The organism is Thermomonospora cellulosilytica (assembly GCF_014138835.1).
Taxonomy (GTDB): Bacteria; Actinomycetota; Actinomycetes; order Streptosporangiales; family Streptosporangiaceae; genus Thermomonospora; species Thermomonospora amylolytica.
Genome location: NZ_JACJII010000001.1, coordinates 6,148,204 through 6,162,230, shown reverse-complemented (window position 1 = coordinate 6,162,230; position 14,027 = coordinate 6,148,204). Strand labels below are relative to the sequence as shown.

The following is a 14,027-nucleotide window of genomic DNA, read 5'->3' as shown; positions in this document are numbered from 1 at the left end:
CACCCGGCCCCGTGCGGGCGGACGACGACCGTCGTCCGCCCGCACGGGCTTTTCGCGGGTCAGGCGATCGCAGCGGAGCTCCGCAGAGCGGAGATCCCCTGTCCCGCGGTCAGGGCAGGCTCCCGGACAGGTCCCGCAGTCCCCGTCGCAGGGTGTCCGGGTCGACGTCACCGAGGATCAGGCGCTGCAGGACGAATCCGGGCATGATGCCGAACAGGGCCTTGCCGACCGCCTCGGTGTCGGCGTCGGCCGGCAGCCGGCCGGCGTCGCGCATGCGCTCGGCGTACTGGATCCACACGCCGCGGATGTGGGCCATCACCCGGCGCACCACGGGGGAGACCTGCGGGTCGTGCAGGGCCAGCGCCCATGCCTGGGGGGCGACGCGGAGCGGGTCGGCCTCGCCGTCCCCGGCGCTCTGGATCCCGACCAGCTCCTCGGCCATCCGCCCGGCGACCTCGTCGATGCCGGGCAGCGGGTCCTGCTCGACGATGCGGGCCAGCGGGTCGGCGATCCGCTCGACGGTGTCGGTGCAGATGGCCTCGACGATCTCGTTCTTGCTCTTGAAGTAACGGTAGACCGCGCCGGCCGACAGTCCGCTGGCGGCGAAGATGTCCTGCATCGACGTCTCGTGGAAGCCCTTGCGGACGAAGCAGAGGCGGGCGGCGTCGAGGATCTGGTTCCGGCGTCGCTGCAGGTGCTCCTCGCTGACCTTCGGCATGTCCTCAAACTAAAACGAATGCTCGTTCTTGACAACCGGGCGCCGCGGGAGGACGCTCGAATAAAGAGAACGATCATCCGATTTTTTGAGGAGTCGTCATGCAGGCATCCTCCGGCCGCCGGGCGCTCGGCATCGCCCTGGCGGTCGCCGCGCTCCAGATGGTCATGCTGGTCGCGTTCGCCTGGCCGGCCGCCCGCTCCGCCCCGCACGACCTGCCGATCGCGGTGACCGGGCCGCAGGCCGCCGCGGTGGCCGACCGGCTGGCCGGCCAGGGCGGATTCGCCGTCGAGACGCTGCCCGACGAGGCCGCCGCCCGGCAGGCGCTGCGGGACCGCGAGGTCTACGGCGCCATCGTGACCGCCCCGGCCGGACCGAAGGTCCTGGTCGCCTCGGGGGCGAGCCCCGCGGTCGCGCAGCAGATCGGCCAGTACGCCGCCACCCTGTCGGGCGCCCCGGCGCCGCCCGTGACCGACGTGGTGCCCGCCGGCGAGCACGGCGCGGCGTTCGCCAGCCTGGCCCTGCCGCTGGTGATGTCGGGCATCGCCGGCGGTGCGCTGCTCGCCCTGCTGGTCCGCGGGACGGGCCCGCGGCTGGCCGGGCTGGCCGGGGTCGCCGTGCTCGGCGGACTGGGGTCGGCCGCGCTCGCCCAGGGCTGGCTCGGCATCCTCGACGGCTCGTACCTGGCGGTCTCCGGGGCCATCGCGCTGGCCGTCGCGGCGATCAGCGGCACCGTCCTGGGCCTGGCCGCGCTCATCGGCCCGCCCGGCGTCGTGGTGGGCGCGCTGACCATGCTGCTGCTCGGCAACCCCCTGTCGGCCGCCGCGACCGCGCCGGAACTGCTGCCCGAGCCGTGGGGCGACCTCGGCCAGCTGCTGCCCCCGGGCGCGGCGGCGACGCTGCTGCGCTCGGCCGGCTACTTCGACGGCGCCGCCGCCGCGCGCCCGCTCACCGTCCTGGCGGTGTGGGCGCTGGCCGGAACGGCCCTGGTCGTCCTGGGCGGTCTGCGCCGGCCCGGCGGCCGGACCCGGGACAACGGCGCGCCCGCCGCGCCCGCAGGGGCCTGAACCACCGTTTTCCAGCGCGGCGCGTGATCAATCAGTAGCATTCCGTACTGCCGTGTTGACGGAGGGGGGTGGCATGGCGGGCTTCCTGATCCGCAGGCTGGTGAACCACGCCGTCCTCGTCATGCTGGCCGCCAGCCTGGCCTACCTGCTCGCCGCCGCCACCCTCGCCCCGCGCGCCGCCTTCGCCGGACAGCACCCCCCGCCCCCCGCCGCCGTGATCGACGCCGAGCTCACCCGGCTCAACCTCAACGACCGCACCCCGCTGCCGCAGCGGTACGCCACCTGGGCGGGCGGGGTGCTGCGCGGCGACCTCGGCCGCACCCTGAACGGCGAGCCGGTGGCCCCGGAACTGTGGAACCGCGCCCTGGTCAGCCTCCGGCTGCTGGCGGTGGGCACGGTGCTGGGGGCGGTGCTGGGGGTGCTGGCCGGCGCGTACGCGGCGGTCCGGCAGTACCGTCCCGCCGACCGGCTGATCACCGTGGGCTCGTTCGCGGTGCTGTCCACGCCGGTGTTCGTGCTGGCGGTGCTGCTGCAACTGGGCGCCGAGCGGATCAACGAGATCACCGGCGTGCGGATCTTCGAGTGGGTGGGGGAGTACACCCCCGGCGCCCGCGAGGGAATGACCGGGCGGCTGCAGCACCTGGTGCTGCCGACGCTGACCATCGTGCTGGTGCAGGCCGCCGTGTTCAGCCGCTACCAGCGCCACCTGATGCTCGACGTGCTGAACGCCGACTTCGTGCGCACCGCCATGGCCCGCGGGCTGACCCGCCGCCGGGCGCTGCTGCGGCACGGGCTGCGCACCGCGCTGGTCCCGGCCACCACCTACTTCGCCTACACGTTCGGCTTCGTGCTGCTCGGCGCCATGTTCACCGAGAAGATCTTCGGCTGGCACGGGATGGGCGAGTGGCTGATCGACTCCGTCCACCGCGGCGACGTCAACGCGGTCGCCGCGATCACCCTGCTGGCCGCGGTGCTGGTGCTGCTGGCCGGGCTGGCCGCCGACACCGCGCACGCGGTCCTGGATCCACGGGTCAGGACCGGCCGGTGAGCGCCCCGCCCGACCCGCTGGAGGCGATGCCCGCCCGGGGCTCCGCGCTGGCCCGCCGGCTGCTGGCGCAGCCCCGCGCGGTGCTCGGCCTGGCGCTGCTGGCCGCGCTGTTCCTGCTGGCGTTCGCCGGGCCGCAGCTGGCCCGGTGGGACTGGCAGCAGACCGACTTCACCGCGCTGCGCGAGCCGCCCTCGGCCGAGCACTGGTTCGGCACCACCGCCAGCGGCCGGGACGTCTTCGCGCTCACCCTGCGCGGCATGCAGAAGTCGCTGCTCATCGGGCTGTCCGTGGCGGTGCTGTCGACCGGGCTGGCCGCGCTGGTCGGCATGGTCGCCGGATACGCCGGGGGCTGGGCGGACCGGGTGCTGATGTGGGCGGCCGACCTGCTGCTGGTGCTGCCGGCGTTCCTGGTGCTGGCGGTGCTCGACCCGGCGCTGGGATCGGCCTGGCCGCTGCTGGTGCTGGTGCTGGCCGCGTTCATGTGGATGGTCACCGCGCGGATGGTGCGGCAGACGACGATCTCGCTGAAGGAGCGCGAGTTCGTGCTGGCCGCCCGGTGCATGGGCGTCTCCCCGGCGCGCGTGCTGGCCCGGCACGTGCTGCCCAACCTGGGCTCGCTGCTGATCATCGACGGGACCCTGCACGTCAGCGTGGCCGTCATCGCCGAGAGCGGGCTGTCGTACTTCGGGTTCGGGGTGCATCCGCCCGACAGCTCGCTGGGCACCGTGATCGCCGAGGGCGCCGCCGCGGCCACCACCTTCCCCTGGCTGTTCGGGTTCGCCGCGGGACTGCTGGTGCTGCTGGTGCTGGCGGTCAACCTGGTGGGCGACGGGCTGCGCGACGCCCTGGACCCGGCCGGAGGGGGCGGCGTGCGGTGACGGTGCTGCGGGTCGCCGACCTCCGGGTGACCTTCCGGAACGCCACGGCCCCCGCCGTGCGCGGGATGCGCCTGACCGTCGGCCGCGGCGAGGTGCACGCGGTCGTCGGCGAGTCCGGCTGCGGCAAGACCACCACTGCCCTGGCCCTGCTCGGCCTGCTGCCGCCCGGCACCGAGGTCACCGGCTCGGTCCGGCTGCACGGGCGGGAGCTGGTCGGCCGCTCCGACGCCGAACTGGCCCGGGTGCGCGGCCGGGACATCGCCATGGTGTTCGCCGACCCGATGTCGGCGCTGACCCCCGTGCGCACGGTGGGCGACCAGATCGCCGAGACGGTCCGCGTCCACCAGGGCGTCTCCCGGGCCGCCGCCCGCGCCCGCGCGGCGGAGCTGCTGGAGCTGGTGGGGATCCCCGACCCGGCCCGCCGCGCCCGCGCCTACCCGCACGAGCTGTCGGGCGGGATGCGGCAGCGCGTCATGATCGCCATGGCGGTCGCCAACGACCCGGCGGTGATCGTCGCCGACGAGCCCACCGCCGCCCTGGACGGCACCGTCCAGGCCCAGGTGATGCAGGTGTTACGGACCGCCGGGGAGGCGACCGGCGCGGCGATCGTGCTGATCACCCACGATCTGGGGGTGGCGGCCGAGATCGCCGACCGGGTCACCGTCGTGTACGCCGGCCGCCCCGTCGAGACCGGGCCGATCGACGAGGTGTACGCCCGGCCGCGGATGCCGTACACGATCGGGCTGCTGCAGTCGGTGCCCCGCCTGGACGGCCGGCGGCCGTTCGGCCCGCCGGTGCCCGCCGCCCGCAGGCCCGTGCTGGTGCCGATCGACGGCGTCCCGCCGCAGCGGCCCGGCCCCGGCTGCTCGTTCGCCCCGCGCTGCCCGATGGCCGGGCCGCGCTGCGCGAGCGAGGAACCGCAGCTGCGGCCGGTGCCGGGCGACGGCGGCCATGCCGTCGCCTGCCTGCAGGACGTCACCGACCCGGCGGCCGTCTACCCGCCGCCCGACCCCGGCCCGGAACCGGTCCGCGACCACGTCGAACGGCCGGTCGTGCTGGACGTCGCCGGGCTGGTCCGCCACCACGCGCGGCGGGGGGGAGGGCCGCTGCGCCGCCGCGACGGCACGGTGCGCGCGGTCGACGGCGTCGACTTCGACGTCCGCCGGGGCCAGACCCTGGCCCTGGTCGGCGAGTCCGGCAGCGGCAAGACCAGCACGCTGATGGAGATCCTGCGGCTGCGCGCCCCCCAGGCCGGGCGGATCACCGTGCTCGGGCGGGACACCGCGACCCTGGACCGGTCGGCCCGCCGGGCGCTGCGCCGCGACGTGCAGGTGGTGTTCCAGGATCCGCAGGCGTCGCTGGACCCCCGGATGCGGGTCGCCGAGATCGTCGCCGAGCCGCTCATCGCCCACGGTCACCGCCGCCGCGAGGTCGCCGGACCGGTCCGCGAGCTGCTGGCGATGGTCGGGCTCTCCCCGGAGCTGGCGTGGCGCCACCCCGGCGCCCTGTCGGGCGGGCAGCGGCAGCGGGTCGCCATCGCCCGGGCGCTGGCGCTGCGGCCCCGGCTGCTGCTGCTGGACGAGCCGGTCTCCGCCCTGGACGTCTCCGTGCAGGCCGGGATCTGCAACCTGCTGACCCGCCTGCAGGACCGGCTCGGCCTGGCGTACCTGCTGGTGACCCACGACCTGGCCGTCGCGCGGCACGTCGCCGACCGGATCGCGGTGATGTACCTGGGGCGGATCGTGGAGCTCGGCGACGTGCGGCGGGTCTACCAGGACCCCGCCCACCCCTACACCCGGGCGCTGCTGTCGGCGGTCCCGGTGCCCGACCCTCCGCGCGCACGGCGCCGCCCCCGGGTGGTGCTGCCCGGAGACCCGCCAGATCCGGCCGACCCGCCGCCCGGCTGCCGGTTCCGACCCCGCTGCCCCCGCTACCCGGTCCTGGAGCCCGGCCGGGCGCGGCGCTGCGAGGAGGAGGACCCCCGGCCGGTGGAGGTGGCCGCCGGCCGGTACGCGGCCTGCCACTATCCGGAGACGACCAGCCCATGAGATCACTGCTCGCGTCCCTGCTCCTGCTCGCCGTGCCGCTCGCCGCGGCCGGATGCACCGCGCACCGCCCGCAGGGGCCGGAGATTCCCGGCGACATGTCCGCGCTGCCCGCCTACGACATCAACCCGATGCCCCGCGAACGGCTGCGCGCCGGCGGGATCCTGCGCTGGCCGATGCCCGAGTTCCCGGTCCAGTGGAACTTCCATCACGTCCAGGGGTCCAAGGGCGTGGTGAACGAGGTGCTCCAGGGCGTCATGCCGTACCTGATGCGGTCCGACGAGAAGGGGATCTCCCGCCCCGTCCCCGAGTACCTCGACGAGGTGAAGGTCGTCACCAGGCCCCGCCAGGTGGTCACCTACACCATCGACCCGCGGGCCCGGTGGTCGGACGGCACCCCCATCACCTACCGGGACTTCGCCGCCCAGGCCCGCGCCCTGTCCGGCCGCGACCAGCGGTACCGGGTCGCCGCGGTCACCGGCTACGACCGGATCGCCAAGGTCGAACGGGGCCGCCACGACCGGCAGGCGGTGGTGACGTTCGCCCGGCCGTTCGCCGACTGGCGGTCGCTGTTCAACCCGCTGTACCCGGCGGACACCTGCGACGACCCCCGCACCTTCAACGAGGGCTGGCTGAACAGGCTGCCGGTCGGCGCCGGGCCGTTCCGGGTGGAGTCGGTCGACCGGACCGCCAAGACCGTCACCATCGCCCGCGACCCGCGCTGGTGGGGGCGGCCGGCCCTGCTGGACCGCATCGTGTTCCGGGTGATGGACCCCGGCGCCGCGCCCGGGGCGTTCGCCAACGGGGAGGTGGACGTGCTGGACGCCGGGGGCGACGCCAACGCCTACCGGCGGGCGCTGGCGGTGGAGGGGACGGTGATCCGCCGCGCGGCCGGACCGGACTGGCGGCATCTGACGTTCAACGCGGCGAGCCCGGCGCTGGCGGACGTGCGGGTCAGGCAGGCGATCATGGCGGGGATCGACCGGCGGGCGCTGGCCGAGGCCGACCTGAAGGACCTGGACTGGCCGATCCAGGTGCTCGGCAACCACTTCTTCATGCACACCCAGGCCGGGTACCGGGACAACTCCGGGCAGGTCGGCCGCTACGACCCGGCCCGGGCGCAGCGGCTGCTGGACGCGGCGGGCTGGCGGCGGTCGGGGCGGTACCGGGTCCGCGACGGCCGCACCCTGAGCCTGCGGTTCGTGGTCCCCGCCACCCAGCAGATCAGCAAGCGCGAGGGCGAGCTGGTGCAGGCCATGCTGGCGCGGATCGGGGTGCGGGTCGACATCGTGCCGGTGCCGACCGACGACCTGTTCGACGGGTACGTGCTGCCGGGGAACTTCGACGTCGTGCCGTTCTCCTGGCTGGGCACCCCGTTCCCGGTCTCCTCCAACCGGGCGGTGTTCGCCCGGCCGAGGGGCGGCAACATCCAGCAGAACTACTCGCGGACCGGGTCGGCCGAGCTGGACCGCGCGATGGACCGCGCCGCCGCCGAGCTCGACCCCGCCAGGGCCCGCGACCTGATCAACGAGGCCGACCGGCTGGCGTGGGAGCAGGCCGCGGTGCTGCCCCTCTACCAGCGTCCGCAACTGCTGGCGGTCCGCGCCGACCTGGCCAACTTCGGCGCTCGCGGCTTCTACGACCTGGCGTACGAGGACATCGGGTTCGTGGCGCGGACCGGCCGCTGACCGGGGTGCGGTCAGCCGGTGATCAGGGCAGCCGCACCTCGATGCCCTTGCGGTCGGCGGTGAAGCGGGCGTGCCACACGTACAGCCGGACCGTGCCGTCGGCGATCCCCGCCTCCAGCGGCGCCTCGGTGGCGATCCGCACCAGGTACGACGCCCCGGGCGGCATGAGCTTGTCGCCGTTCTCGTCGATCGGGGGCTCGGAGCCGTTCAGCCGCGCCACGACCTCGCTGTGGGTGGGCGGCGTGCACAGGTCGTCGGGGACGCCGGGCTGCGGCGCGCACCGGTCCTGCAGTTCGTCGGGGACGTACTCGCGGGACAGGTACAGGTCGGCCGGGAAGTCCAGGAGGATCGGCTGCTGCATGGTGTTGGTCAGCACGTACTCGCCGTAGGCGTAGGTCTGCCCGGACGGCGGGGGAGTGCTCCGCGACAGCGGCCGGTCCTCCGCGCCGGTCCGGACCGCGCCCAGCGAGTAGGTGTAGCCCTCGGGGGTGGTGACGCTCAGCGCCGGTCCGGTCGTGGGGGAGGGCGCGGCGGTGATGGACCCGTCCTGCACGGCCTTCTGCGGGCGGGCCTGGGCGTCCTCCCCGGGCTCCGGGCGCAGCGCCACGTAGCCGACCACGATGGCCCCGGCGCCCAGGACTCCGGTGAGCACCCCGGCCAGGCCGATCTTCCCGGCGTTGCTCTTCTTGCGGCGGCGGCGGTGCGAGCGGTGGCTTCGTGACATCGGAGGTTCCTGGTCCGTGGACGCGTCAGGTCGTGACGCCCGTGTTCTGGGGGATCCGCCCCGGCGGTGCACCGGAGGCGATAGATGATGGTGGTAGACGATATCGGACAGACCGTTATAGACGGAACGCGGACCGTCCCAGCCCGCGCAGCGAGGCGTCCAGCACCTCGGCGGTGTGCGCCACGGCGATCTCCTCGCCCCGGCGGCGCAGCGCGGTGGCGATCTGCATCGAGCAGCCCGGGTTGGCGGCGACCAGCAGCTCGGCCCTGGTGCCGGAGACGTTCGCCGCCTTGCGGTCGCCCAGCTCCGCGGCAGCCTCGGGCTGCAGCAGGTTGTAGGTGCCGGCCGACCCGCAGCAGATGTCGGGGTCGGCGATCTCCCTGACCGTCAGCTCGGGGATCTGGGCCAGCAGCGCGCGCGGCTGGGAACGGATGCCCTGGGCGTGGGACAGGTGGCAGGCGTCGTGGTAGGCGACCGTGACCGGCAGCGGATGCCGCTCGGCCCGCGGTCCCAGCTCCACCAGGAACTCGGCCAGGTCACGGGTCTTGGCGCCGACCGCCTCGGCCCGCCCGGACCACACCGGGTCGTCGGCCAGCAGCCTGCGGTACTCCTTCATCGCCGAGCCGCAGCCCGCCGCGTTCACCACCACCACGTCCACGCCCTCGAACGCGGCGATGGTGCGGCGCGCGAACTCCCGGCCCTCCTCCTCGCGGCCCGCGTGCACCGACAGGGCGCCGCAGCACCCCTGGTCGCGGGGGATCACCACATCGCAGCCCTCCAGCGCCAGCACCCGGGCGGTGGCGGCGTTCACGCCGGGGAAGAACTCCCGCTGCACGCAGCCGGTCAGCATGCCCACCGTGGCCCGGTGGCCGCCCCGCGCGGCGACCCGTTCCGGCAGCCGCCGGGCGGGGCCGAGGGGAGGGGCGAGCCGTTCCATCGCCGCCAGGGTGGGGGACAGGCGCTCCAGCACGCCGGTGCGCCGGACCAGCCGGTCCAGCCCGCTGCGCTGGTAGAGCCGCAGGGGTCCGCGCAGCGCGTGCAGCCTGCGCGGGTACGGGAACAGCCGGAAGATCAGCTCGCGGATCGCCCGGTCCTTGACCGTCCGCGGATGCTCCCGCTCCACCTCGGCGCGGGTGAGCTCGATCAGCCGGTCGTACTGCACCCCGGACGGGCACGCCGTCACGCACGCCATGCAGCCCAGGCACCGGTCGAAGTGCTCGACCATCGGCGGGCCCAGCGGCTCGCCCTCCACATGCTGGCCCATCAGGTGGATCCGGCCGCGCGGGGAGTCCATCTCCTCGCCCCACAGCACGTACGTCGGGCAGGTGGGCAGGCAGAACCCGCAGTGCACGCAGTCGTCGATCAGCGGACGCAGCTCTTCGGACGCCATCTCAGATGCCTCCCACGAAGCGGCCGGGGCTCAGGCGGTGCCCGGGGTCGAACTGGTCCTTGACCCGGCGCATCAGCGTCAGCGCCGGGACCGGCCCCCACAGGTCGACCTCGTCCCGGACCGCCTGCGGGGCGTACCGGACCACGGCGGTGCTCACCGCGCGCAGGGCGTCGAGCAGCGCCTTGACCGGGGCGGGATCGGTGGTGTCCAGGCCGACGTGCAGGCCGCCCAGGCCCGCCGAGCCGCGCAGCCGCGCCCCGGGGACCGCGCCGAGCGCGTCGGCGATCCGGGGGAGCGCGGCAGGCAGCGCGGTGACCTCGATCAGCGTGCTGCCGTCCGGGTACGCGCCCCACCACCCAGGTGCAGTGTCGGCGATCTCCGCGCCGGGGCCGATCAGCCCGGCCACGGCCTCGGCCCGTGCCGCGACGCCCTCCGGAACGCCCTCGACCAGGACTCCGACGGTGACGGGACCGCCGGCCGTCATGTCGATCTCGATCGCGGCGGCCACGTGGTGGGAGTGCAGGACGTTCCGCACCGCCTGCCCGGCCCGCTCCGCGTTCCCGACGCGGCCGGTGACGTACGCGCGGGCCTGCGGCAGCGGATGCAGCCGGAACGCCGCCTCCACGATCAGGCCCAGGGTGCCGAACGACCCGGTGAGCAGCTTGCCCAGGTCGTATCCGGCGACGTTCTTGACGACCTTGCCGCCCGCCTTGGCGATCTGGCCGTCCGCCCGGATCATCGTGACGCCGATCAGCAGGTCGCGGGCCGCCCCGTACAGCAGGCGCAGCGGGCCGCCCGCCGCCGTGGCGAGGGTGCCGCCCACCGTCGATCCGGGCAGCGGGCGGTCCAGCGCCAGCCGCTGCCCGCGGGCGGCCAGCACCTCGGCCAGCCGTTCCAGGGTCAGCCCGGCCTCCACCTTGACCACCAGGTCGCCGGCCGCGTACTCGATCACCCGGTCCAGCCGGGCGGTGTCCACCAGCAGGTCGCAGCGGGTCGGGGGCATGCCCCAGTCCAGCCGGGTCTCGTTGCCGCGCGGGACCACCGCCAGGTCCCGTTCGGCGGCCACCCGCATGACCGCGCTCGCCTCCTCGACCGTGCGGGGCGCGGCGACGACCGAGGGCACGACCCCGAGCACGCCCTCCTCGGGCAGTCCCTCCCGGACGTCGTCGCAGACCCGGCCGAGGGCCTCCAGCACGTCGCCCATCAGAACAGCTCCGCCTTTCCGTCCCGCACCAGCGGGTGGGGCTCCTTGCGGACCCCCGGGACCTCGCCGCACAGCCTGGGCGTGGGGAAGACCTTGCCGGGGTTGCACACCCCGGCCGGGTCGAACGCGCACCGCACCATCTGCATCGTGTCCAGGTCGGCCTCGGTGAACATCCGGGGCATGTGCTTGGTCTTGTCGACGCCCACCCCGTGCTCCCCGGTGATCGACCCGCCGTGCTCGATGCACAGGTCGAGGATCCGGCCGGAGACCTCCTCGGCGCGCTCGCCCGCCCCCGGCTCGGAGTCGTCGAACAGCACCAGCGGATGCAGGTTGCCGTCCCCGGCGTGGAAGACGTTGGCGACCCGCACCCCCGACTCGCGGGACAGGTCGTCGATGCGCGCCAGCACCTGCGGCAGCGCCGTCCGCGGGATCACCCCGTCCTGCACCAGATAGGCGGGGCTGATCCGGCCGACCGCGGCGAACGCCGACTTGCGCCCCCGCCAGATCAGGCCGCGTTCGGCGTCGTCGGCGGCGATCCGGATCTCGAACGCGCCCGCCTGGCGGCACATCCGCTGCACCTCGGCGAACTCCCGTTCCACCTCGGCCGCCGGCCCGTCCAGCTCCACGATCAGCACCGCCCCGGCGCCCGGCGGGTATCCGCAGGCCACCGCCGCCTCGGCGGCCTCGATCGACAACGCGTCCATCATCTCGATCGCGGCCGGCACCACCCCGGCGCCGATGATCGCCGACACCGCGGCCCCGCCCGCCTCGATCGTCTCGAACGCCGCCAGCAGCGTCTGCACGGTCTCGGGCACCCGGGTCAGCCGCACCGTGATCTTGGTGGTGATGCCGAGCGTGCCCTCCGACCCGACGAACGCGCCGAGCAGGTCATAGCCCCCGTCCCCGCGCGAGATCGTGGTGATCTCCCCGTCCGGGGTGACGATCTCGCAGGCCAGCACATGGTGCGCGGTGAACCCGTACTTCAGGCAGTGCGCCCCGCCGGAGTTCTCCGCCACGTTCCCGCCGATCGAGCAGATCTGCTGGCTGGAGGGGTCCGGCGCGAAGTAGTACCCGTACGGCCGGGCCGCCCGCGTCAGCTCCAGGTTGATCACTCCCGGCTCCACCACGGCCCGCTGGTTGTCGGGGTCGATCTCCAGGATCCGCCGCATCCGCGCCGTCACGATCAGCACCCCGTCCGTCCGCGGCAGCGCCCCTCCGGACAACCCCGTCCCGGACCCGCGCGCCACGTACGGCACCCCCGCCGCCGCGCACTCCCGCACCACCGCCGCGATCTGCTCGGCCGTGTCCGGCAGCACCACGACCCCCGGAGTCGCCCGGTGATGCGTCAGCCCGTCGCACTCGTACGTCCGCAACCGCACCGGATCGGTGATGACCCGCTCATCCCCGAGCACCTCGGCGAACCGCCGGGCCAACGCCGCCAACCCCATAGCTCCGCTCCCGTCGAACCCTGCCCACCAGGGGACAACCGCCGCTCGGTGCCCTTCGTCGCGCCGCCTACCCGCTAACGGTAACTCCGTCCCTCTTCGTCCCAAGCCCTGCCGACCCACCATCCCGCGTCCTTGCACCCGCCTCGCGGTGGCCCTGCACCCGAAGGCGCTCAGGGCCACCGCGAGCGGAGCGAGCGCAATGAATCAGGGCATGCGCTCGTAGGCGGGGGTGGTGAGGAACTCGGCGTACTCGTCGGCCAGGGTGACCTCCTTGAAGAGGGCGACGGCCTGGTTGTAGCGGGGCTCGTCGTAGGCCTGGCCCAGCTCGGCGCGGATCGTGGCGAGCTCCTCGTCCATGATCTGCCCGACGAGCTCCTTGGTGACCTGCTGGCCCTCCTTGAGGGTGACGCCGTTGTAGATCCACTGCCACACCTGGGAGCGGGAGATCTCGGCGGTGGCGGCGTCCTCCATCAGGTTGTGGATGGCGACCGCGCCGTTCCCGCCCAGCCAGGTGGCCAGGTAGCGGAGCGCCACGTCGATGTTGTTGCGCAGGCCGGCCTCGGTGATCTCGCCGGGGGTCTTGTCCACGGCGAGCAGGTCGGCGGCCGAGACCTGGACGTCCTCGCGGAGCCGGTCGCGCTGGTTGGGCTTGTCGCCGAGCACGCCGTCGAAGACCTCGCGGCACACCGGGACCAGGTCCGGGTGGGCGACCCAGGAGCCGTCGAACCCGTCGTTGGCCTCACGGGTCTTGTCGGCCCGCACCTTCTCCAGGGCGTTCTTGTTGACCTCGGGGTCCTTGCGGGACGGGATGAACGCGGCCATGCCGCCGATGGCGTGCGCGCCGCGCTTGTGGCAGGTGCGCACCAGCAGTTCGGTGTAGGCCCGCATGAACGGCGCGGTCATGGTGATCGCGTTCCGCTCGGGCAGCACGAACTCCGCGCCCCGGGAGCGGAACTTCTTGATCACCGAGAACAGGTAGTCCCAGCGGCCGGCGTTCAGCCCGGCGGAGTGGTCGCGCAGCTCGTAGAGGATCTCCTCCATCTCGAACGCGGCCGGGATGGTCTCGATCAGCACGGTGGCGCGGATGGTGCCGCGCGGGATCTCCAGGGTGTCCTGCGCCAGGTTGAAGGCGTCGTTCCAGAGGCGGGCCTCCAGGTGGCTCTCCATCTTGGGCAGGTAGAAGTACGGGCCCCTGCCCTTGGCGAGCTGCCGGCGCGCGCAGTGGAAGAAGTACAGCCCGAAGTCGAACAGCGAGCCGGACATCGGCTGCCCGTCGACCAGGACGTGCTTCTCCTCCATGTGCCAGCCGCGCGGGCGGACCACGATGGTGGCCAGCTCCTCGTCGGCCTTGAGCGCGTAGGACTTGCCGGTCTTGGGGTCGGTGAAGTCGATCGTGCGGTCGAGGGCGTCGCGCAGGTTGAGCTGGCCCCCGATCATGTTCTCCCACAGCGGGGTGTTGGCGTCCTCGAAGTCGGCCAGCCAGACCTTGGCGCCGGAGTTCAGGGCGTTGATCGTCATCTTCCGGTCGGTGGGGCCGGTGATCTCCACCCGCCGGTCCTCCAGCCCGGGCGCCGGCTCGGCCACCCGCCAGGAGTCGTCGGAACGGACCCCCGCGGTCTCCGGCAGGAAGTCCAGGGTGCCCCCGGCGGCCAGCTTCCTCTCCCGCTCGGCGCGGGCGGCCAGCAGCTCCTTGCGCCGCGCCCCGAACTCGCGCTGCAGGGTGGCCAGGAAGGACAGCGCCTCGGGCGTCAGGATCTCGTCGTACCGCTCGTGGAGGGGGCCGGTGACCTCCACGCCTTCGGGTGCAGCCATCTGCCTTC

Annotated in this window: 11 protein-coding genes; 5 read left to right on the top strand and 6 right to left on the bottom strand. The window is 74.1% G+C overall.

Features of this window, described 5'->3' with window-relative positions; all coding sequences use genetic code 11:
* Nucleotides 1-109: 109 nt before the first annotated feature.
* Nucleotides 110-718, bottom strand: coding sequence for a TetR/AcrR family transcriptional regulator (locus HNR21_RS29035; RefSeq protein ID WP_182707682.1), 609 nt, complete (start codon nt 716-718; stop codon nt 110-112).
* Between the two features lie 98 nt (nt 719-816).
* On the opposite strand from HNR21_RS29035, the gene HNR21_RS29030 reads away from it, so the two are divergent.
* The 5 genes from HNR21_RS29030 (at nt 817) to HNR21_RS29010 (ending at nt 7,441) form a co-directional block, all read left to right on the top strand.
* Nucleotides 817-1,782, top strand: a complete 966-nt coding sequence (locus tag HNR21_RS29030) for an ABC transporter permease (RefSeq protein ID WP_182707681.1) — start codon at nt 817-819, stop codon at nt 1,780-1,782.
* Nucleotides 1,783-1,855: 73 nt separating this feature from the next.
* On the top strand, nt 1,856-2,830 hold the full coding sequence (locus HNR21_RS29025) for an ABC transporter permease (protein ID WP_182707680.1): 975 nt from the start codon (nt 1,856-1,858) through the stop codon (nt 2,828-2,830).
* 26 nt (nt 2,831-2,856) lie between these two features.
* Nucleotides 2,857-3,708, top strand: coding sequence for an ABC transporter permease (locus HNR21_RS29020; protein ID WP_182708888.1), 852 nt, complete (start codon nt 2,857-2,859; stop codon nt 3,706-3,708).
* On the top strand, nt 3,705-5,756 hold the full coding sequence (locus tag HNR21_RS29015; RefSeq protein ID WP_182707679.1) for a dipeptide ABC transporter ATP-binding protein: 2,052 nt from the start codon (nt 3,705-3,707) through the stop codon (nt 5,754-5,756). The genes HNR21_RS29020 and HNR21_RS29015 overlap by 4 nt, the downstream gene beginning before the upstream one ends.
* Nucleotides 5,753-7,441 carry an ABC transporter family substrate-binding protein gene (locus HNR21_RS29010; RefSeq protein WP_182707678.1) on the top strand — a complete coding sequence of 563 codons (1,689 nt, stop codon included), beginning with the start codon at nt 5,753-5,755 and terminating at the stop codon, nt 7,439-7,441. The genes HNR21_RS29015 and HNR21_RS29010 overlap by 4 nt, the downstream gene beginning before the upstream one ends.
* A gap of 22 nt (nt 7,442-7,463) precedes the next feature.
* Here HNR21_RS29010 and HNR21_RS29005 read toward each other — a convergent pair whose 3' ends face one another.
* From HNR21_RS29005 to aceB, 5 genes are all read right to left on the bottom strand, one after another.
* Nucleotides 7,464-8,165: a hypothetical protein gene (locus HNR21_RS29005; protein WP_182707677.1), complete on the bottom strand. Its 702-nt coding sequence runs from the start codon at nt 8,163-8,165 to the stop codon at nt 7,464-7,466.
* Between the two features lie 115 nt (nt 8,166-8,280).
* Nucleotides 8,281-9,555, bottom strand: a complete 1,275-nt coding sequence (locus HNR21_RS29000; RefSeq protein WP_182707676.1) for a (Fe-S)-binding protein — start codon at nt 9,553-9,555, stop codon at nt 8,281-8,283.
* Nucleotide 9,556: 1 nt separating this feature from the next.
* Nucleotides 9,557-10,759: an FAD-binding oxidoreductase gene (locus HNR21_RS28995; protein WP_182707675.1), complete on the bottom strand. Its 1,203-nt coding sequence runs from the start codon at nt 10,757-10,759 to the stop codon at nt 9,557-9,559.
* Complete coding sequence (locus tag HNR21_RS28990; protein ID WP_119729442.1) at nt 10,759-12,207, bottom strand: FAD-linked oxidase C-terminal domain-containing protein; 1,449 nt, start codon at nt 12,205-12,207, stop codon at nt 10,759-10,761. The genes HNR21_RS28995 and HNR21_RS28990 overlap by 1 nt, the downstream gene beginning before the upstream one ends.
* 204 nt (nt 12,208-12,411) lie before the next feature.
* Nucleotides 12,412-14,019, bottom strand: coding sequence for a malate synthase A (gene aceB, locus HNR21_RS28985; RefSeq protein WP_182707674.1), 1,608 nt, complete (start codon nt 14,017-14,019; stop codon nt 12,412-12,414).
* Between the last annotated feature and the right edge of the window lie 8 nt (nt 14,020-14,027).

What these genes read in the sequence shown, in the direction of transcription:
- HNR21_RS29035 (WP_182707682.1), bottom strand. Translation starts at nt 718, where the DNA reads ATGCCGAAGGTCAGCGAGGAGCACCTGCAGCGACGCCGGAACCAGATC.
- HNR21_RS29030 (WP_182707681.1), top strand. Translation starts at nt 817, where the DNA reads ATGCAGGCATCCTCCGGCCGCCGGGCGCTCGGCATCGCCCTGGCGGTC.
- HNR21_RS29025 (WP_182707680.1), top strand. Translation starts at nt 1,856, where the DNA reads ATGGCGGGCTTCCTGATCCGCAGGCTGGTGAACCACGCCGTCCTCGTC.
- HNR21_RS29020 (WP_182708888.1), top strand. Translation starts at nt 2,857, where the DNA reads ATGCCCGCCCGGGGCTCCGCGCTGGCCCGCCGGCTGCTGGCGCAGCCC.
- HNR21_RS29010 (WP_182707678.1), top strand. Translation starts at nt 5,753, where the DNA reads ATGAGATCACTGCTCGCGTCCCTGCTCCTGCTCGCCGTGCCGCTCGCC.
- HNR21_RS29005 (WP_182707677.1), bottom strand. Translation starts at nt 8,165, where the DNA reads ATGTCACGAAGCCACCGCTCGCACCGCCGCCGCCGCAAGAAGAGCAAC.
- HNR21_RS29000 (WP_182707676.1), bottom strand. Translation starts at nt 9,555, where the DNA reads ATGGCGTCCGAAGAGCTGCGTCCGCTGATCGACGACTGCGTGCACTGC.
- HNR21_RS28995 (WP_182707675.1), bottom strand. Translation starts at nt 10,759, where the DNA reads ATGGGCGACGTGCTGGAGGCCCTCGGCCGGGTCTGCGACGACGTCCGG.
- HNR21_RS28990 (WP_119729442.1), bottom strand. Translation starts at nt 12,207, where the DNA reads ATGGGGTTGGCGGCGTTGGCCCGGCGGTTCGCCGAGGTGCTCGGGGAT.
- aceB (WP_182707674.1), bottom strand. Translation starts at nt 14,019, where the DNA reads ATGGCTGCACCCGAAGGCGTGGAGGTCACCGGCCCCCTCCACGAGCGG.